Here is a 20,712-nt window from a genome sequence, read left to right as displayed (position 1 = left end):
ATCAGCACTCACCATTGCAACAACCGCCCGTGCGGCGGCTCCTTCATGACGATAAACCCGTAATCGCCGAGCAGATAAATGCGGTAATACAGGCTTTCCACCAGCGCTGGATATTGCAGATAGCCAACGTGCGTGGCATTGCGGCGCTCACGTTCGGCAACCACGTTGGTGATGCCCACCGAAGGCAGGTTTTCCGCGAGCATGTAGTAGTCGACATTGAGCAGATAACGCAAAACCGGCAGTTGCCTGAACGATCCCTCGGCGCTGGCCAGCCAGCGATCGGAGTAGTTGATCGACAGGTATATACGCTTGGCTTCTCGCAGTTCGCGATGGGTGACGATGTCGTGACCGAGGCTGTACAGGGCAGCAGTGGCGAAGGTTTTCTGCATGCTCAACACGCGGCCGTAGGCAAACGACAGCGACAACGTCGCCAGCAGCGGGATGATCAGCAGCAAGGGCAACCAGCGGTTATGCGCCGCCAGCGCCAGACGGCTGAGATAAAACAAACACACCAGAAGCACGCCAAACCCCATCAACGTGCGCGCGCCCTCGTTGAAGTCGCGAAACAACAGCGTGATACCTGGCACCAGTAGCACCAATACAGCAAAAACCGTCAGGCCCAGGATCACATGACTTGCGCGCCGATCCGGACGACCGAGACGGGCCAGCCCCAAGAACGCACAAAGCACCAAAGCGGCAAACACCCAAAGATATCCGCCGTGAAACAACAGCGCGGTTTTTTCCAGCACGCGGCCCATGTTCGTGCCGATCTGCAGGAATGGATGCCCTGCCCCATCGAGCCGTTCTGAATAGCGCCCGGCTGTCATGAACGGATACGCGGTGACGCCATAGATCGCGATGCCCAGACCGAGCTGCGCAAGCTTGCCGCCAAGCAAAAGCCAGACCTCAGTCCACGATACTTGCCGGTGCAACGCCCTGAGCAACTCCACACAACACAAGCCAAGAAAGACGTTGACGCTGATCTGGTACAACCCTGTGCCCAGTGCAATCAGTAACGCCGGTATCAGCCAGCGCTGCACCCGAGTCGCACCGTGAAAGGTGATCGCGTAGATCATCGCGACTAGACTCAACGCCATACTTGGCCCGTCGTACTGATAGGAGAGATTCTGCAGCAGGAACGGGTTGTACCAGAGCGGCAATGGCACCAGACAACAGGCCAGCGTCGGCTCGACAAAGTAGTGAAACGTCAGCCGGGTCAGTGCCAGACTCATCGCCAAGGTGGCGAGCAGCAAAGGCAAAGGGAAGACATCCGGCGCAGCGCCGGTGAACGTCAACACCTGATACAGCCAGTCGGCAAACAGCCGCCCGTAACCGGCCCAGGCATTACCGGCGGCCAGTGCGCGCCAGTTGTCGTCGATGTAAGGAAAGTCGGCGAGGATCAACGGCAGAACATACAACCCGGTCGCCAGCACAAAGAACAGCAGAACCTGGCGACGACCGAGCTCGCGAACGACAAAATCGCTGATCCTCATGGCGGCGCCTCTGTTCACGACTGCGCGGGAAGCGCTGTGTGATAAAGCTTTGAGCGGCCACGGCGGTTTTGTATCGCTGTTTCAGACCAGTGGTCGGGCGGCACCAGCCCCCACAAAAAAGCCCCGATCTCGCGATCGGGGCTTGGCTGTATCAGCGTTTTTTACTTAAGACGCCGAACGCGCAGCACCTTGTGTCACGTTACTTGGTTGCAGCTTGAACACGTAGAACAACACCGTCAGCAGCACTAGGAACGCAGGGCCTACATACAGCGCCACGCGCGTGTCCGGGAAGTACGCCATCAGGCCGACCACCAGCACCAGAAATGCCAGGGCAAAGTACGAACTGACCGGGTACAGCCACATCTTGTACTTGAGGCCGGCACGTTCGCTGGCGCTCAGGCCTTTGCGGAATTTCAGCTGAGCCAGCAGGATCATCACCCAGGTCCAGATCGCGCCGAAGGTGGCAATCGAAGTCACCCAGACGAAGACTTTTTCCGGCACCAGATAGTTGAGCAGCACGCCCAACAGCAAGGCAGCGATCGACAACAACAATGCACGACGCGGCACGCCGTTATTCGACGTCTTGGCAAAACCGGCCGGCGCCTGGCCATTCTGCGCCAGGCTGTAGAGCATGCGCCCGGTGCTGAAGATGCCACCGTTGCACGACGACAGCGCGGCGGTGATTACCACGAAGTTGATGATGCCGGCGGCGGTCTTGATGCCCAGACGCTCGAAGGTCATCACGAACGGACTGCCTTGCGTGCCGATTTCGTTCCACGGGTAGATCGACAGAATCACGAACAACGCGCCGACGTAAAACAGCAGAATCCGCCAGAACACCGAGCCGATCGCATCAGGAATGGTCTTTTGCGGGTTCTTCGCTTCACCGGCGGTCAGGCCGATCATCTCGACACCGAGGTAGGCGAACATGACCATTTGCAGCGACATCAGCACGCCGGTCACGCCGTTGGGCATGAAGCCGCCGTGGGCCCACAAGTTGGAAATCCCCAGCGCCACACCGTCATTACCGAAACCGAAGGCGATGATGCCGACGCCACCGATGACCATGGCGATGATGGTGACGATCTTGATCAGGGCGAACCAGAACTCGAATTCACCGAAGGCTTTGACCGCGATCAGGTTGACCGAGCCCATGCTGATCAGCGCCGCGAGGGCCCAGATCCAGCGCGGCACGTCGGGAAACCAGATGCCCATGTACACGGCCACCGCGGTGATTTCCGCGACGCAGGTCACCAGCCACAGGAACCAGTAGTTCCAGCCCGTGAGGAAGCCCGCCAATGGGCCGAGGTAGTCTTGGGCGTAGCGACTGAACGAGCCGGCGACCGGATTGTGCACGGCCATCTCGCCGAGGGCGCGCATGATCACCAGGATCGCCAGACCACCCAGAATGTACGACAGCATGATCGCCGGACCGGCCATTTCGATGGCCTTGGCGGAACCTAAAAACAGACCGACGCCAATACAGGCACCGAGTGCCATCAGGCGAATATGCCGTTCGCCGAGTTCGCGTTTGAGCGGACCGCCCTGAGCGGTGTCGCCGTGAGGCAGGTGATTGCCAGTTGGCATAGGGGGACAACCTCGTCTTGTTATTGGATATGACCACCGAGTGTCGAAGCGTCGGCCGATAAGCCTTGGCTGCTGTGAAACCGCGCCTGCCTCGTGGGCAGACGCGTCCTGCAAGAGAACCTGCAAGATCAGCGGGGCGTGCAGTATAAAAAGCCTGAGGCAGGATTTTTCACTCTATAAACCACAAGATTCAGCGGGAGTTGTCGCGAGAAGGCCAGCAGACCCGTTGGATCAACTGGCACAAGTAGGAAAACTCGCCACCGAAAATGGCGGCGAGTATTGCACAAGGATGGTGCAGCGTCACATTACCCGGCGCCCACCGTATCAATGATCAGCACCGGTCTGGTCACCACTTTGGTAACTCTGGAATTGGGGTGGACGCCGACCAATGTGTCCGGCCGCGTTATCCAGCCAGGTTTCGCCGAGGAATATTTTACGATTGTTGCAGCGCCTTCGCTGATCTGGAAATGCAACTTCCAGGACCGCGCCGAATGGTCGTACTTCATGAAGGCGAAACCCACCATCCTCGAGTCTACCTGTCCGCTTGCATTCACGCGCAATCCATAGTCCGGATATTCCATGGACGCGCTGAGACCCAAGCCATGTTCATGAGTGGCGAGGCCGTTGTATTGAGCGAGTTCCTTTCCACCCTCGACATGCCGTACCCGCAGGCGACTGGCGTCCAACTGATCGACCACCAACGAACAGCCACCGAAGCCTGGCGTAAATACATGATCGGGCTCGCCCCACTTGGGATGGATCGGGATATCGACATAGCCTCCCTGCGCTGCCCAATAACCCACCACGGCATTCGATGGTTGCGGAAGTTTGCCGAATTTGGGGTCATGAATTTTCAGTGCATTGAATTCAGCCCGGGGCGAATTGACGGGCTGAATGCGTTCCATGACAAAGGCGAAACTCGAACCGCCCTGCTTGTTGACCAGTCGTTTCGTGATCTCGTCGCTGTAGTTGACTCGAACCGGCTGCAACAACCCTGTTGCCACCGTAAACCGGCTCAACTGCGCTGGCGACAACGCTTCATTGATGCTGGTGAGCTGAAACGAATATTGCATCAGGGAAGACTCACCCCAATCGTACGCCAAGTGCTCAACTTCACTTTTAGTGACGGCTTCGATAACGGGCTCCCATAAACCGTTGGGCAGCCGCTCGCGCACAAATGCCGGGTCCGGACGCAGCGGATTGCTTGAGGTGTATACGAGCTGATGGCTGACACTGGCACTTTCATCAACAATCTCGCCAGCCGGGACGTCTGCCGCCCCCGGCGGAAGATCGCCGCCGCGCAGTGAAACTGGCTGCCATTGATCCGGCGCGACTTGCCAGAGTCGGGGACCGTGGGGACGATTGTTCAAAGGATCAACAATCACCACGTCCGTTAAATCAACTTTCAGATTGAAATCATTCCTGATGCCATACACCGCTTCCTTGCCGGTTGCATCGATGTTGCGGATATAGAAGCGCTGGCCATCGGCACTGCGATAAATACCGTGGGCATTGGCTTCAAGTCCACTGAGTTCCGCTGGCTTAAAAGTGAAGCGCTTGAAGTCGTTATTGTCGAATCCGCCCAGTGCGAAGCGGCCAGGCTTGGGCCGGAAATCACCCGGCGAGCCATAAAGACGATTGCTCAGCGGATTGTAGTGATACCACTGCTCGTTTTTCAGCACACCGAGGCCGTCGACACTTAGTCCGTTTATTTTCCAGGCACCGATCAGCGTCGGCCCGTGTTCTTTACGCAACATCTGCACCAATTCGCTGAGGTCCATCGCCTTGCGTAATTTCATGATTTGCTGCAGACCGTGCCTTCCGATGAATTGGAGCCCGTGACCGACAAGCCGGGTAACTCCCACCCCCACGTCGCGCAGAGCGGTCAACGGGTTGAGTTCGGTAATCACCACCGCGCCAATTATTCTCGCAGCCTTGAGTGTCTTGCTGATGGCTGATGCCGTGGAAACGCCTATCCTGGCCAATTTCGCGGCAACACTCGCACCGGCAGTCACGAATCCCAATACATCGAAAAACAGATCCATCGCACCGTCGAAATAGTTGCCTTTGACGAAATTGGTGATCGCCGACTTGAACGGGATCAGGTCGACCACGAAATCAATAACCTTCTGCACCGCTGCGTTTTCCCGGTCTTGCGTAGTCTGGCCACTGGCGGCCTTCAGAATGGCCTCGCTGTCCAGATCGAGATGTTCAACAAAGGCGTGGGCAATCAGCTCGGTCCTCTCGCTCGAGTAACTGGCGGGCACCGAAGTTCTGTTTGCGGTCTGTGGCAGGAGCTTCCCGGCCTTCGACTCGTCAGCCAGCTTGAACGGTTCGATGGTGTACTGGATGCTCGGAACAAAAGCATCGGTGCGTTCCGTCACCTCCTCTGGATCGTAGCTGCGGGTATGAATAACGCCTTGCTTGAGATCGATCTCATAAAGCTTCGACTCATGGCCCAGATCAACTTTCACTCGCAGGGTGCCATGTGTGGATGTCAGGTTTTTGCCGAAAAAGCCCATACTCAAACGGTAAGTCTTGTATTGGTAAAAAGAGACTTGGCCGTATTCGAGATTTTTCCTGTCCTCCAGAGGCAACTCGGCGAGCAGATGTTTAACCAGCAGCCGGGAACCTTGCTTGATGTTACTGACGGCACTCTCGAATTGAGTCTGGAAGGCGTCGACTACACCGAGTTCCAGCGGCGCATTGATCTGGTCAAGCAGCGGCTGCAAGCGAGGATCGCGGGTCGTCCATTGATAGTAGGGAGGGCCTCCCATCATGGCGATGTCGAGCAGCGAATATCGACCGTTCAGGGTCGGGTACAAGAAGGCACCGTCAACAGCGGCCACAGTGGGCTGTTGCAGCAGCCGCTCTTCAAAAGGAATGTCGCCTTTGAATTTTTGCTTGAGTCTGTGCTTCGCGATGGCTTTGCGGCTCGGAAGTTCGCTGTTCAACAGGATCGAAGCATTGAGGCGGTCAGCGAGTTGCCGGTTGTAGTGTGTCTTGACGTTTTCCAACTCGTCCTGGGGGTAATGTTCATCATTATTCTTCTGCAATACGCCGCTGACCACGCCCCAATCTGCCAGGGCGGCGGCATTGACTTGCGGCGCAACTTGCGAGTCGATCCGCGCAGCGCTTTCTGCACTGGCCATGACTTGGGCAAACGTCATATACGCCACTTTTCCGGGTGTGTGAGCCTCAATCGTTCGCGCAGCGACTCTCAGGTTGAACCATGCCGTCGTGCCGTATTTCAAACTGGCAGGCAACTGCTTGACGAGAAACTCGGGCGCCTTGCGAAGCAGCAACAGTGCCGCCGTCAATCCAGCCAGTTTCCGGCTACTAAGACGTTCCTTGATCAGGTAATCAGTCAGATTGCCAAAAACCGCCGAAACAGGTCTGCCCCAAAGTTTCTCCCCGGCCAGGTCGAAACCGGCAACTTTGCGAGGCGACGGTTGATCAATATCCCCCTCATGCAGGCTCAAATGGATGCCAGCCATTGCGTATTCCCTGGCGCTGACATCCGTGGCGATTCCGTTCAAGCGGGTCTGGATCGCCTGCCCCAGCGCCTGCCCGCGAGGACTGGTAATAAGGCGAGCCAATGCCGAGTGCGGATCACTCAGTGCCGCATTTGAAAGCGGCTCGTCAGCGTCCAGGTAGTCCAGTACTCCGGCACCGGGTATCGACACAATATCGAGGCTGTCCAGATAAACACTCGTGGCGTGCAAGGCCTCTTTTTGCTGCGCGACCGTCAGTGGAATCGGCCAGGATAATGCTCCGGCAAAGTCAGCAAACGGATGGACAGTGACTTTTTCGACTTGCAGAAAAGTTGCGATTTTTTCCAGCTGATCATTTTCGGATAACGATACTTCAGCAACAACGTCTACATTGGATTCAGACATCTGTTGTTCCTTGACGGGATTAATAGAATCCAAAGTAGATAATGAATTCGGCAGAACATAAACCGAAGAACCATTACCGATATAGCGCGCCAACACCGACAGACAACAATTTAATCAACAACCATGAAAAAACTGTTACTTAGTGAATGTCACAGAACATTATAAACAACAGACACCGACCGCCATAACTTGGCGCACAGCAAAGACAGACATTCATTTGACCCGCCCAGACGCGCATCCAAAAATGCTTCTTAACATAACAAATGAGAATCTTGAGATTACTGTTACAACAAAAAAAATCGCTTCCTGAAACAATATCTACATGATTGAACGATGTAGGTATTGCTGCAGGCAGCGATCTTTGTTGATGGTCTTGAACGCTTGAAACCTTACAGCACCGAACGCGCGGCACTTTGCGGCAGATTATTCGGCTGCAGCTTGAACACGTAGAACAACACGGTCAGCAGGACCAGAAACGCCAGCGCAAAGTACGAGCTGACCGGGCACAGCCACATCTTGTACTTGAGACCGGCAAAAAGCCTGAGGCGGGAGTTGTCGCGAGAAGGCCAGCAAACCCGTTGGATCAACTGGCACCAGTAGGAAAACTCGCCACTGAAAACAGCGGCGAGTATTTCACAAAAAGAGCAAGCCGTTCTGCTTCGCCCTGCTTTTTACCGCTCTCGGTAACGCGTTACCGGCGCTTCCGCGCCCCCCGTACGGACGAGGTTCGAGGAGTTGCCCCTTCAGGGCGGATCACACGCTCAGGGGCATGGCGGAAAATTTCTCGAGAGTGTCACGGACGTCGGTCAATTCGACATCGCCAGGCCGGAACTCGTTGACAGCATAATCAGCGCCGCCGCGTTTTTTTCCATAGGTCTTGAAGGTGCTCGCCAAGGACCCGTTCCCGAACGCTTTAGACAAACCTTGCTGTAAGGTTTGTCTGGTTTCAAATATCGCCATGCCAGAGTTAGGGTCGAAAAAAAACCATTCCTGCTTGCCGCCTGTGAATCGGGTGCCGGCGACCATTCCGTGACTTTTAGTACCGATCATGAGGATTTTTGAATCACGAGAAGCGACGAGTTCATCAATGATGTTCTGGGCATCCATTTTTTTAGGCGCCCCACCTGTATGAAACGAATACTTGGGACCCAGTCTCTGTTGACTCTTTTCCAGAGCGGAAATAAATCGCGCCGCTTGCGGATGAGTTTGCTTCTCGGCGGCCTTCAAGACATTGCTCAAAAGAGTGCCTTCTCGCCGATGAAGATAGGCATACGCCATGGCGTATGACAGGGCGGCGCATCTGCCATTGGAAGCCATATCGACCCGTGCCAGAAAATAACACTGCGAGAACGGCTCCACTGTTACGCCTTTGGGCATGTCCTGACGGAGAAGATTTGTATAAAACGTGGCGTCGTCAAACAGGCTGTCTTCTATCTCCCTTACCAGAGCCCCCATTTCTTCAGGGCGGCGGCCGGGTTGGGCCGCCAACTCGACCAATTGCTGCGTGTCCATTCGGAAGCTGTAATCAGTGATGGCCTCCAGAATATCCAGCCCGTCGTCATAAGCTTTTCTAAAGGCTGGAAAGTTGAGTGGCGTGCGGGCAGCCGCGATATTGGCGCTAAAACCCGCATAGCGATCGGCATAGCCGGCATCCACTCCAGAAAGGCTGCCCAAACGGCCTTGTCTGGGCTGAAAGTTGCCAGGGGCGCCATAGATCCTGTTGTTTACAGGATTGTAGGGATACCACTGATCATTCTTCAAAACGCCTATCCCAGCAATATTCTGCTCGCCTACCTTCCAAGTACCAGGCAATGCAGTCCCGTGTTGTTTTCCCACCGCCTGCAACAGCTCGTAGCTACCCGCAGCCCCGCCGCGCAATCTGGCGATATTTCCCAGGCCGCGGTTCGCAAGGAACTTGACTCCGTTGCCTGCGAGCCGCGCGCCTCCCGTTGCGAGACCGTGCAACCCGCTGAACGGATTGAGTTCGCCGATAACCAGTGCGCCGATGATTTTCGCGGCCTTGAGCGCCTTGCTGAGTGCCGATGCCGTCCTGGCGCCCAATTGTGCCAACTTTGCCGTGGCACTCACGCCAGCGGTAACGAATCCCAACACGTCGAGAAACAGGTCAATTGCACCGTCCAGGTATTTGCCGTCGATAAAATTGCTGATGGCCGATTTGAAGGGAATCAGATTAAGCAGAAACTTCACACTCCTCTCCAGCACCTCCACTTCCTGATCCCACGTGGTCAGGCCTTCAGCGGCTTTGAGAATATCTTCACTGTCGTAATCAAGATGTTCGACAAAGGCATCGGCAATGATGCGGGTTCTCTCGCTGGAATAACTGTCGGGAACGGGAAATGTCCATGACGGGGAGGGTCTTCGCTTGAGTTTTTTGGCGATGTCCCTGTCAGCAAGATAGAACGGCCTCACACCATACGAAACGCTGGGGATATGCACGCTGACCCTGTCTGTCTGTGTGACGGGATCAACGTCTTTTTTGGTGATTGAGCCCGCTTTCAGATCGATGTAATACACCGAGACTTTTTTATCGATGCCCTGCTCCACTCTCAGGGTCAAATTTTGATTGCCGACACGCACAAACTTGTCATGAAACTGCAAACCGGCTTTGATGGTCTTGTCCTGATAAAAATCGATCTTGCCGTATTCAATGTTCTCTCGGTCTTCCAGCGGTAACTCGGAAATCAGATGGCGTATGGTTAACCGGGTACCTTCCTTGAGGTGATTGAGCGTCGCTTCAAACTCACGGTTGAAGATCCTTCGTACACGCAGATCCAGTTCGTTGATGTCGTGAATACGGAAGTTAACGAGTGAGTGGCTGGTTTTCCACTTGTACGTCCCGTCCATCATTGCAACGTCCAGCAACGTGTGCATCCCGACCGGCCCCTGGATTGCACTGGGTACCGGGGAGAGTGCGCCGACTATTTTCGCCCCCACCGAGCGGTCCCATTCAAGGACGTGTTCTTCAATCGGATAGTTCTCGCCAAACTCTTTCTTAAGGCCGGCCCGAGCTATTTCCTTGCGACTCGGGAACACACTGCTCAACAAAATTGGCGTGTTGAGCCGGTCGGCCAAGGCCTCATTGAAACGTGTTTTGAGTACATCCAGTTCAGCCGGGGTGTAATGTCCATCGTTTTTCCTTTCCACCAGCCCGTGGACAACGCCCCAATCAATCAGCGTAACGGTCTGCGCGTACTGAGTAACGGCCGGCTCGATCAACGCTGCACTTTCGGCGCAGACCATGACCTGTGCGAACTTCATCTTTGCAACCTTGCCCGGCGATTCAGCTTCGATGGTCGCAGCGGCAACGGACAGGTTGAACCATGCCGGCCCACCGTATTTAACTGCGGTCGGCAGGTCTTTGATCAGAAATAATGGAGCATGCCTGGCCAGCAACAAGTAAGCGCCCAACCCAGCCATTTCGGAGTTGCAGACACGGTCTTTGATCAGGTGTTCGCGCAGTTTGTTGAATACTGCTGCAACCGGTTCCCCCCAATGTTGCTTACTGTCCAGATCGAACCCGGCGACATTATTGCGTTGATGGTTTTCAATCGACTGCGGATCAAGGTCAAGTTGAAGTGCGGCCAGCGCGTAGTCGTTGACGCTTACATCCGAGGCAAAACCTTTCAAGTGAGTTTGCACTGCCAGCCCCAATGCCTGACCGCGAGTTCCGGCAATCAGGGTTTCCAGTGCCCTGGCTGGATCGCGCAAGGCGTCGGCGGCGAGCGGTTGCTCTATGTTCATTAGTTCCAGCAGCCCTTGATCCGGCTGCGGCGTGTCATCAAGACCGGCGATAAAAAGCCGAACGGCTTCCAACACCTGTTTCTTCTGCTCGACACTTAAAGGAATTTGCCAGGATAAAGCGCCGGCAAAATCTGCCAGTGCGCAAGGCAAAACCTTTTCGGCTTCACGCTTTATGGAATCAATATTATTTGTATCACTGTCAGTTACCGAAACAAAATTCGAAGTAGAACTTTCAAACTCAGACATACACTTTTCCTTCAGGATTAAAACAAGGAAAAAGTAAACCTCCAAAACACTAAAAGAAAAAGCCGACAACCATTACCAATTAAGTGTTTTACCAACTGTATGTAAAATCCAACCAACGATTCCTTCTAACAAACAATGCGCAATCACACTCAACATCATGAAAACAAATCATTCGAAGAAAAAAGAACAGCCGGAAAACACAAGTCGATAAAAGCCTTATCAAGTTTTGTTCCCGCTCTCTTCGCTCGCTGTAAAACATATACAGGCAGTCATGCTTTTTAGCCGTCAGGAGCCTGTCAAAACGATCAGACCAGCCACCCCGGCAACCGAAGTTCGAGCGAACCGCGTGATCGTGTGGCGGGGGACGATCACGTGGTGGAAACCGAAAAGCCCCGGCCACTCATCGAGTGGTCGAGACGGCTCAGTGCTTCGAGGCGCATCCCGCTCACAATTCCCTCGCCCCTCGCCAACCACCGTCTAAGCTTCAGACAAGTCCGATCAATCTGCGTGAATGGATCAATCGACTATGGGCGCTTTGTGGCAAACCGATTCGAGTAAAGCCGTGGTTCCGACTGACCGTGTGGATGAAGCGCCTGTCCCTGAAAAACCCCGCCGCAACCGGCATGGGTGGAAGGCTTTCTGGTTGTTGCTGGTGATTATCGCGATTGTCGTGGGACTGGCCGCGTCCAAGGAAATGCGCACCTCGCGCTTCCAGTCGCGCGAGCTCAGCCAGTACGCCGCGTCGCTGACTTACCATCTCGAACCCGGCCCCAGCGAAGCGATTCGCTATCCGGGCAATGGGCCATTCGATCTGCGCCTGGGCTACAGCTCGCTGGATGAATTTCTGCCACGCCTGCTCAAACGCAATTACGTCATCACCGAGCAGACGCGTTTTTCCCCGGCGCTGCTCAGCTACACCGACAAAGGCCTGTTCGTGCCGTATTCGGAAAAGATCCAGGCCGGGCTGTCGATCACTGATTGCCGGGCTGCGCCGCTGTACAAGTACAACTACCCGCAGCAGCTGTATTCAAGCTTCGAATCCATCCCGCCAGTGGTGGTCAGCAGCCTGTTGTTTATCGAAAACCGCTTCCTGCTCGACCCGAAACAGCCGCTGGCCAACCCGGCAGTGGACTGGCCGCGCTTCGGCATGGCCGCCTGGTCGCAAGTGGCGAAACTGCTGCGATTGCCGGGCCAATCGGCAGGCGGCAGTACGCTGGCGACGCAATTGGAAAAGTACCGGCACTCACCGGATGGCCTGACAGTCTCCGGTGCCGAAAAGCTGCGGCAGATGATGTCCGCCAGCGTGCGCGCCTATCAGCCCGGCCCGCAAACTCTGGGGGCACGGCAGAACATCGTGCGCGATTACCTCAACAGCGTGCCGCTCTCGGCGGTGCCGGGGCATGGTGAAGTGCATGGCATGGCGGAGGGGTTGCGCGTCTGGTACGGCAGTGATTTCAACCAGGCCAATGCACAGCTGAACAGTCCGGCCACGGATCCGAAAACCATGGCGGCCAAAGGCTTGGTCCTGCGTGAAATGCTTTCGTTGATGATCGCCCAGCGTCGCCCTTCGCATTACCTGACCAAGGGCCGCGAGGAACTCGCCAACCTCACCGACAGCCACTTGCGCCTGCTCAAGCAGAACGCGGTGATCGACAGCGCGTTGGCCGATGCCGCCCTCGCCAGCAAGGTCACCTACCGCGACTGGCAGACCCAGCCGACCATGCAACCGATCGAAACCAACAAAGGCATCAGCGTCGCCCGCAGTCGTCTGGCGAGCATGCTCAACCGGCCACTGTACGATCTCGATCGCCTGGATCTGTCCGCCACCAGCACGCTGCAAGGCGACCTGCAAACCCAGGCCACCGCCTACCTGAAAAAACTCGCCGACCCGGCCTACGCCGCCGAAATCGGCCTGCTCGGTGAACGCTTGCTGACGCCGACCAGCACCACCCAAGTGCGCTACAGCTTCACCCTCTTCGAGCTGACCCCGGACGGTTCCCGCGTGCGGGTACAGACCGACAGCACCGACCAGCCGTTCGACATCAACGAAGGCAGCAAACTCGAACTCGGCTCAACGGCGAAAATGCGCGTGCTCACCACTTACCTGCAAATCATCGCCGAACTCCACGACAAGTACGGCGCAATGGGCGTGCCGGAACTGAAGAAAGTCGAAGTCCCCGATCAGGACCGCTTGAGCCAGTGGGTCATCGACTACCTGATCCAGAACAAAGACCACGACCTTTCAAAGATGCTCGGCGCAGCCCTCGACCGCAAATACTCGGCCAGCCCCGGCGAGGCGTTTTTCACCGGCGGCGGCCTGCACACGTTCCATAACTTTCGCAAGGAAGACAACGGCCGCCTGCCGACCTTGCGCGATTCCCTGCGCGAGTCGATCAACCTGCCGTTCATTCGGCTGATGCGCGACGTGGTGCGTTATGTCACTTATTCGGGGCCCAACAGCAGTGCCGAGTTGCTCAAGGATGATCGTGACCCGCGCCGGCAGGAATACCTGGCGAGCTTCGCCGACCGCGAAGGCACCTCGTTCCAGCTCAAGTTCTGGAAAAAGTACAAAAACAAAGACACTCAAGCGCGCCTCGACACCTTTCTCGACAGCATGCGCCCGACGCCGATTCGCATGGCCGCCGTGCATCGTTACTTGCTGCCGGAGGCGAGTCAGGAAGACTTCAATACCTTCGTGCGCTCACACCTCAAAGGCGCCAAGCTCAGCGAAAAACTCACCGATGATCGCCTGATCCGCCTCTACGATTCCTATGGCCCCGGCAGTTACGATTTGCCCGATCAAGGCTTCATCGCCAAGGTGCATCCGCTGGACCTGTGGATGATGGGCTACCTGTTGAACCACCCGGACGCGACCTTCAGCGAGATCGTCAAGGCCAGCCATTTCGAACGTCAGGAAGTCTATAGCTGGCTGTTCAAGAGCAAGCACAAGGGCGCTCGTGACAGCCGTATTCGCACCATGCTCGAGATCGAAGCGTTCCTGGAAATTCACCAGCGCTGGCAGAAAGTCGGCTACCCGTTCGACCACCTGGTGCCTTCGCTGGCCACCGCCATTGGCAGTTCCGGTGACCGCCCGGCCGCACTGGCCGAGCTGATCGGCACCATCCTCAATGACGGCGTGCGCATGCCAACCCTGCGCATCGACAGCCTGCATTTCGCCGCCGGCACACCCTACGAAACGCAACTGGTCAATGACCCGCATGTCGGCAAACGGGTGATGCCGTCCGAAGTCGCCACGGCCATGCGCGAGGCGCTGTCGCAAGTGGTCGACGCCGGTACGGCAAAACGTGTTTCCGGCAGTTTCAAACTGGCTGATGGCAGCCCACTGGCCATGGGTGGCAAAACGGGGACCGGTGACAACCGCATCGAAGCCATCGGTTCGGGCGGGCGCATCCTCAGTTCGAAGTCGATCAACCGCACGGCGACGTTCGTGTTCTACATCGGCGATCACCATTTCGGCACCCTCACCGCGTTCGTCCCGGGGCGCTCGGCGGAGAACTTCAAGTTCACCTCGGCCCTGCCAGTGCAGGTGCTCAAGGGCATGGCGCCGATTCTGACGCCGTATCTGCAACCGGGCAGCGACTCGCAATGCACGCCAACGAAAACCGCCAGCGTGGCGATGCTCGAAGCGCCGCGCCCTACAGCGAGGTAACAAATCGTGTCGGTTTTTTCTGCATCAGAGTGACGAATTTTCGATTCGGCGGGTGGTATTCATGTATTTTTCAGATTCGAATTTTCGTCGGGTTGGTGCTGCGCAACGCCGTTTGCCTCCCGATCTTTGAACTTTTGTTTTGCCCTGCCCTGAGTAGGCTGATCACTCCTCAACAATCAAGGATGATTGGCCATGTCTCTCTCTCCCCAGCCTGCGGAAAACACGGACAAAGGACGGCACTACGAATTCATCAAATCCGCCGTCGACGACAATTTCAAGACCGCTACCGTCAGCCGGGGCCTCGCCCTGGCAGCCTCGCCACTGAAGAATGAAGCCTGGTACACCACCGCGCCCGCCGCCTATCTGAACAAACTCGCCGACGCCAACCTCAAGGCCTGGGGTTCGCAGAACCAGGTTGACCACCTGCTGGCGAAAACCGATCTGTACGCTTTCGCCGAACCGCTGCTCAAGGCAAAAATCAAAGAACGTCACGGCATCGAGCCGGACGTCAAAAGCACCTTTCTACGCCTGTACCTGCCGAAAGAAAAACCGTGGTACGCCATCGATTTCTCCGCAGGTGTCGTGACCCGCACCGTCTCCTTGCTGGACGCCGCCCTGCACAACTTCGCCAACAGCGAAACGGTCGGTCCTGGCTCGGACTACATCAGCCAACCCGATGAACGCGGTCTGTTCGATGTCGTGCCGATCAAAAGCGCCATGCCCATCAGCCAGTTCCAGACGCTGTGCCGCGACCTGGATATCGGCGCCCAGTATAAAAAGCATCTGGAAAGCTACCTGCTACCGGGTGAACCGCTGGCTGAAGGCGTGCTGCAACACAAGGTGAACGAGAGTCAGAAAGACGCCCTCGCCGTCGCGGCGCACCTGGCACTGATCAAGGACGATATCCAGTACGACGCCTACAAAATGCTGCTGACCCTGGCCGAAGGCAAACCGCAACTGCGGCTCAATGGCCGTTCAATGCAGTGCTCTGACCTGTCGCTGCTCGGCACCCGCCTGACCGGGATCCTGCTACTGACGCATGCGGTATCGGACAACCGCGGTGTTCGACGGGTGATCGCCTATATTCCTCACGATCCGGATCACCCGCTCAAGGAGTACGACTCTCTGACAGCATTGCGCGATGAATTGACGCGGCAGTTTCGCGAAGACCGATTCAGTGCCTCAAGCCAACAGACCTATCGTCAATTCTTCAGCCAGTTTGTCGACCAGCAGCAGCGCGGACACTTCTTCGCTGAACTCGAACAGCGACTGTTCATCGTCAGGTATCACCCGCGTCAGGATCCGGCCGACCAGCGACCGGCGTGGCGCAAGGATCCGGTGGACAATCCCAACCTGCAATTCAGCCGGTTGAAATTACAGGGTGATTACTGGCGCCACGCCTATCAGCAAAAGCTCAACAAGATTCTCAACGATGCCCGGGAAATCGCCGTCTCCACCGCCGACACCGACAGCAAGGCGCGCTGGGCGTGGTGGGACAACTTCAAGAAAATCCTCTCGGACATTGCCAATGTCGCCTTGTTGATCGCCACTCCTTTCGTCCCGGGTCTGGGCGAACTGATGATGGCCTACACCGCTTACCAACTGACCAGCGACGTCATCGAAGGCATCGTCGATCTGGCCGAAGGGCTTTGGCAGGAAGCCGCCGGGCATGTCATCAGCGTGGTGACCGACATCATCCAGTTAGCCGCCTTCACTGCGGGCGCGCAGATCGGCGAAGCCTTTCGCGTGAAGCTGTCGCCGTTGGTCGACGCTATGAAACCGGTCAAGCTGCCCGATGGCAAAAACAGTTTATGGCACCCGGATCTGAGCCCTTACGCACGCAATGAACTGATGCTCTCGCCAGACGCCAAACCTGACCACCAGGGACTGCATCAGTACGGCAACGAAAACGTCCTGCCACTGGAGGGCAAGCTGTACTTCGTCGAAAAAGCCTCGACTGACGCGACGTCCACCACCCACCGCATCAAACACCCGAACCGCGCCAACGCCTACCAGCCACGGATCGAACACAATGGCCACGGCGCCTGGGTGCATGAAGCGGAAACCCCGCAAGACTGGCCAAATGAAGCACTGATGCGGCGCCTGGGCCATCGCGTCGAGCGATTTTCCCCCAGGGAACTGGAGCAGATCCGCATCAGCAGCGGTACCGACCACAACGCTCTGCGCCAGATGTATGTGGACACCCGTCCACCACCACCGCTGCTGGCCGACACGGTCAAGCGGTTCAGTGCCTACGACGATATTCGCATCGCCACCGCCAACATCCGTAACGGGCAGCCGATTGCCGCTGAATCGGTGTGGCTGGAACCGGTGCTGACCAGCCTGCCAGGCTGGCCGTACAACCGGGCGCTGGAGGTGTTTGCCGACACCGACCTGGCCGGCTATTCGCGCAAGTACGGCAACCCCCAAGCGTTGGAGGCCGATACCTTGAGCATCAGTCTCGCCGATCTGAACGCGGGCAAGTTGCCGGATCGGGTGGCGGGTTTTCTTACCGAGGCAGAGTTCAACAGTCTGCTGGGGCGCGAGGTTCCCCCTGGCGAGCGTGTTGCGGCCTTGCGCAATCAGCTCGCCGATGACGTCGACAAACGCAGCGGCGCCGTATCCCGGCATGTTTATCAAGCTGGGGAACGATCAGGCAAAGCCGATATCCAGCGCGTCCGACAGACGTTCCCGGATCTTCCACTCGAGCTTGCAGAAAAAGTCGTGGCGCAGGCCAAACCCGCCGAACTGCAGCGCATCGCCGATGAACAACGCCTGCCGCTGCGCCTCAAGAACCAAGCCCGAGAACTGGATTTCGAAGCATCCGCTACCCGGGCTTACGATGGTTTTTATCACGATGAGTTGATCACTGCGGAGACTGAACGCCTCGCGCTCAACACCCTCAGAGTCAATACCGACACCTTCGCCGACCTGCGCCTGGAGGTTCGCGATGGCAGCTTTGACGGAACGCTGCGCTGCAGTGTCGGGCCGGCTGACGCAACCACCGTCAGACGTCTGATTCGCGACGAACGGGGGCGTTATGAAGTGCTCGACGCCAATAACCGCCAACTGCATGAAGGCGATGATTTCTACGAGTCGATTCTTCATGCGGTGCCTGTCCAGACCTTGCCTGAAGTGGGTTATCAACGCGGTCAGGGACGCCCGCTGAAGCTATGGATCATGGAACAGGCCACGTCCCCTGCACAGCGCCGAACCGCGCTGGCAGAGCCACCCATCCGCCCGGTGGCGACGATTGAAACCGAAACGCTGCTGCGCGGCTGGCCGTGGCCGTTTGCCAAACAGACACCGGAACAACGAATCAGGCAGCTCTACCCGTACATGAAGGAAAGCGAGGTGACCACCTTCATCGAAGTGTTGAAACGCAAGGGTGATAACCCCGAAAACGCGATCAAACAGCTGGAAAACGAACGCGAGGATCTGCACCAGGCACTGCAGAAATGGCGTGACAATTACCCCGCCGGCATGGACGACTCGGGAGATCCGGCCTACGGAGCATCCCTGGATTACATGCACAACGGCGGCAGGCACATCGAAGACAAGTTGATTGAATGTTTCGAGCGTAAAAGCGATCTGTTCGAAGGTGGCAGCAATCATCCCGAACAAGGCTATACGCTGGACCTGACGTCCGATTTCCTGAGCTTTGAGCTCGAAAGGTGGTGGAAAGATTTACGCGAACAACCTGACCTGCAGAAACACCTTGAGCAGATCACCTCGCTGAGAGTCAACAAAATGCCCCTCTCGCCTACCGCCGAAGGACTACTCGGCAGCCTGCCGCAGCTGCGGCAATTGAGCGCCCGCCAGTGCGGTCTGAAAGAGATACCTTCCACCCTCGGCCAAATGCGCCGGCTCGAGTATCTGGATCTGAGCGACAACCGGATTCACTTGACGCCACAGTCCGGCGAACACCTCAACGCACTGGTGCGTCTGCGCACGCTGAACCTGAACGGAAATCCATTGGGCGTGCCACCCGATGTCGGGCGGATGTCCCAGTTGTATGAACTGGGCCTGGCCAATACCGACATTAAAACCTGGCCCGAGGGGTTGTTCGAACCCGGCAGCGGCGATTGGCCGCGACGGCGCGGTTTCATGCTCGACATGCGGCGGGCGCCGATCAATACCCTGCCCCAGGTCACGCCCGGCTCCGATCAGGCGTTTGTCCTCAGCCGCGCGCGCTTTGACCTGGCAAAACTGACCAATGAGGACAGGGTGCGTTATGGCCTGTATCGGCAATCTTCAGGCCTGGGTCTGGTGCAAAGCTATTTGCCGGCAGCCAGCAACGAGCTCAGCCATTGGCAAATGTTTCCCGTTGAGCCTGGCGGGTTCGGACCGTCCGCAGCGTTGCAAAAATATCGCGAAGAATCCTGGCATGACCTGATGGCAGAACCAGACTCCGCCGGTTTTTTCAGCGTTATCCGCAAGCAAAGGGAAAGCGCGGATTACCGGACGAGTCGCGGTCGACAGAATCTGACCCGGCGCGTATGGGAAATGGTCGAAGCGGCGGCAATCGATTCACAACTGCGCGCAGAACTGTTCAAACAGATTGTGTCCCCCGACGATTGCGGCGATCTGGGTACTCAGTTGTTCAATTCACTGGGGATGAAAGTACTGGTATCCAAAGCCTACGAAGAGTCGACATCAGCCAGCGCTCTGGATGACAGACTCGTACGCCTCGCCCGCAGTGCCGCCCGACTGAACCGAGTGACCGATGAGGCAGATTTTGAATACCAGCGTCAGAAACAGCAAAACAAGATCGATAACAGCATCCCCGCTCCCGATGAGGTAGAAATCCATCTGGCCTATGAGACCGGGCTGGCCGAAAGACTGGGGCTGCCCTGGCAGGCCGCGGGTATGCTCTACCGACCTCGCTCCGGCGTCAGTACCGAACAACTCGACGCGGCCTATAACACGATCATCAAACGCGAACAGGGCGATGGTCTGGTCAACGGAATGATCCACCTCTATTCGAAGAAGTTCTGGGAGACTCATTTGCGCAAGAACCACCCGGACCGCTATGAAACCAATGATGATTTTTACGCGGAAAAACTGGGACGGCTCGATGAGCTGCGTGATGCGCAGGCTGAATGGGCCAACGCCACGCCACAAACGCCGCTCAATCAACTGGCGCGAAAAATGGAAAGCCTTGCCGATCAACTGGGCATACCGCAGGCAGAGGTCTTCAGCGGCGAAGCCATGAGCGCCGCACGCCACAGACGGCTGTCGGACAACATTGGCTATGAGCGCGATGAACTGTCCAGGCAGTTGACTCGTGAAGCATTGGCCAGAGCGGGTTTCTAACGACAACGCTGTTGCTCTGCCAGCCCGGTCAAAGCTGGCAGAGCTTCATCGCGCCTGCGCCACTTCCGAATCCCGAATCACGGTGACGTGGCCTGAGTAACTTCACGCCACGCCGGGCTTCGATGTGATGCACTTCGGCCGCTGCGGCGCTGACGTTGAGCGCCAGCAACAGACCGCCACAGGATCGGGCCTGGCGCGAAGATGACTACGCAACAGCCTCATTCGACACCCGGCGCCCTGGCGTTGAACAACAACACGACGTTGCCGCTGTAATCGCCGGAGCGATACCCGCCCGCCGGTTCGACAGGGCTGATCTTCAGGGCTACGCGTTTGCCGGCCGCCGCCTCTTCCTGAGACAGCACCTGGCGCGGCGTGATGTGTGAACTCAACTCCACGGCATTGAACGTGACCTGTAACTCGATCACCTCGCCGGGGCGGCCGTTTTCCAGATAAGGGTCGGAGCCAAGGCGCGCCTCGATCGCGCCGCTGTCGTGGCGCAGGTCGAAATTTTTCTCCAGGCCACCAAGCGTCGCACGCGGGTAATCCCAGGCAAGCCGCTGGGTCCGGTGAATCCAGTCCGGCTCTGCGGGAATAATGTAGAACGGCCGGCTGGGAATGGTCAGGGACACTTCAAAGGTGTGTTCTTCGCGAGCGGCCCAGGCCCCAACGCTGGCCAACACGGCAGTGGCCATCAGCGTGCCGAGGATGCATTGCTTGATCATGTGGTTTACCCGATGCG

The 20,712-nt window shown here is 57.0% G+C and carries 8 protein-coding genes; 2 read left to right on the top strand and 6 right to left on the bottom strand.

Annotated elements, in window-relative coordinates; all coding sequences use genetic code 11:
- Positions 1-8 precede the first annotated feature (8 nt).
- The 5 genes from ACM6JQ_RS02160 to ACM6JQ_RS02140 all read right to left on the bottom strand — a co-directional run bounded on the left by ACM6JQ_RS02160 (position 9) and on the right by ACM6JQ_RS02140 (position 10,987).
- Positions 9-1,493, bottom strand: coding sequence for a glucosyltransferase domain-containing protein (locus ACM6JQ_RS02160; protein ID WP_414893150.1), 1,485 nt, complete (start codon positions 1,491-1,493; stop codon positions 9-11).
- Between the two features lie 165 nt (positions 1,494-1,658).
- Positions 1,659-3,080 carry an amino acid permease gene (locus ACM6JQ_RS02155; RefSeq protein WP_414893149.1) on the bottom strand — a complete coding sequence of 474 codons (1,422 nt, stop codon included), beginning with the start codon at positions 3,078-3,080 and terminating at the stop codon, positions 1,659-1,661.
- Positions 3,081-3,385: 305 nt separating this feature from the next.
- Complete coding sequence (locus ACM6JQ_RS02150) at positions 3,386-6,979, bottom strand: hypothetical protein (RefSeq protein ID WP_414893148.1); 3,594 nt, start codon at positions 6,977-6,979, stop codon at positions 3,386-3,388.
- Between the two features lie 389 nt (positions 6,980-7,368).
- The gene (locus ACM6JQ_RS02145) at positions 7,369-7,494 is read right to left on the bottom strand and encodes a hypothetical protein (RefSeq protein WP_256588356.1); all 126 of its coding nucleotides are present in this window, start codon (positions 7,492-7,494) and stop codon (positions 7,369-7,371) included.
- Between the two features lie 238 nt (positions 7,495-7,732).
- The gene (locus tag ACM6JQ_RS02140; RefSeq protein ID WP_414893147.1) at positions 7,733-10,987 is read right to left on the bottom strand and encodes a hypothetical protein; all 3,255 of its coding nucleotides are present in this window, start codon (positions 10,985-10,987) and stop codon (positions 7,733-7,735) included.
- Between the two features lie 526 nt (positions 10,988-11,513).
- On the opposite strand from ACM6JQ_RS02140, the gene ACM6JQ_RS02135 reads away from it, so the two are divergent.
- Positions 11,514-14,657, top strand: coding sequence for a transglycosylase domain-containing protein (locus ACM6JQ_RS02135; protein WP_095112361.1), 3,144 nt, complete (start codon positions 11,514-11,516; stop codon positions 14,655-14,657).
- Between the two features lie 192 nt (positions 14,658-14,849).
- Entirely contained in the window at positions 14,850-19,973 is a 5,124-nt protein-coding gene (locus ACM6JQ_RS02130; protein ID WP_414893146.1) for a dermonecrotic toxin domain-containing protein, read from the top strand.
- A 218-nt stretch (positions 19,974-20,191) separates the two neighbouring features.
- Here ACM6JQ_RS02130 and ACM6JQ_RS02125 read toward each other — a convergent pair whose 3' ends face one another.
- A complete protein-coding gene (locus tag ACM6JQ_RS02125) occupies positions 20,192-20,695 on the bottom strand; it encodes a CS1 type fimbrial major subunit (RefSeq protein ID WP_042704860.1) in 504 nt (167 codons plus the stop codon).
- Between the last annotated feature and the right edge of the window lie 17 nt (positions 20,696-20,712).

The organism is Pseudomonas sp. IT-232MI5 (assembly GCF_949767845.1).
Taxonomy (GTDB): domain Bacteria; phylum Pseudomonadota; class Gammaproteobacteria; order Pseudomonadales; family Pseudomonadaceae; genus Aquipseudomonas.
Note: the sequence above shows the minus strand (reverse complement) of the source record. Positions and strands in the feature narration are given on the sequence as shown.

What these genes read in the sequence shown, in the direction of transcription:
- ACM6JQ_RS02125 (WP_042704860.1), bottom strand. Translation starts at nt 20,695, where the DNA reads ATGATCAAGCAATGCATCCTCGGCACGCTGATGGCCACTGCCGTGTTG.
- ACM6JQ_RS02150 (WP_414893148.1), bottom strand. Translation starts at nt 6,979, where the DNA reads ATGTCTGAATCCAATGTAGACGTTGTTGCTGAAGTATCGTTATCCGAA.
- ACM6JQ_RS02145 (WP_256588356.1), bottom strand. Translation starts at nt 7,494, where the DNA reads ATGTGGCTGTGCCCGGTCAGCTCGTACTTTGCGCTGGCGTTTCTGGTC.
- ACM6JQ_RS02130 (WP_414893146.1), top strand. Translation starts at nt 14,850, where the DNA reads ATGTCTCTCTCTCCCCAGCCTGCGGAAAACACGGACAAAGGACGGCAC.
- ACM6JQ_RS02160 (WP_414893150.1), bottom strand. Translation starts at nt 1,493, where the DNA reads ATGAGGATCAGCGATTTTGTCGTTCGCGAGCTCGGTCGTCGCCAGGTT.
- ACM6JQ_RS02140 (WP_414893147.1), bottom strand. Translation starts at nt 10,987, where the DNA reads ATGTCTGAGTTTGAAAGTTCTACTTCGAATTTTGTTTCGGTAACTGAC.
- ACM6JQ_RS02155 (WP_414893149.1), bottom strand. Translation starts at nt 3,080, where the DNA reads ATGCCAACTGGCAATCACCTGCCTCACGGCGACACCGCTCAGGGCGGT.
- ACM6JQ_RS02135 (WP_095112361.1), top strand. Translation starts at nt 11,514, where the DNA reads ATGGGCGCTTTGTGGCAAACCGATTCGAGTAAAGCCGTGGTTCCGACT.